The 324-nt window shown below is 38.3% G+C and carries 1 protein-coding gene; it reads left to right on the top strand.

Translation table 11 applies throughout. The features are described 5' to 3' along the window. Positions 1–23: 23 nt before the first annotated feature. Positions 24–324: L-threonylcarbamoyladenylate synthase (locus HC175_RS22090; protein WP_168140006.1), on the top strand; the 301-nt coding region annotated here is incomplete at its 3' end.

The following is a 324-nucleotide window of genomic DNA, read 5'->3' on the forward strand; positions in this document are numbered from 1 at the left end:
TGCAGTTTATAAAGAAGTACTTAATGGAGACTAATGAAGAAATTAATAACGCATTAAGCGTCTTAAAAAGAGGAGGAATAATTTTATATCCTACCGATACGGTTTGGGGAATTGGCTGTGATGCAACCAATGCAGATGCTATCGACAAGATCTATGCTTTAAAGAAGAGAAGTGAAGAAAAGGCCCTCATTTGCCTGGTTTCAGATTTTAAGATGCTCAACCAATTTGTTGAAGAGGTGCCCGAGGTAGCTTACGATATACTGAAATATGCCGCAAAACCTACCACGATCATCTACGATAAACCTATTAGAGTAGCAGAAAACC

It is taken from the genome of Salinimicrobium oceani (genome assembly GCF_012037645.1).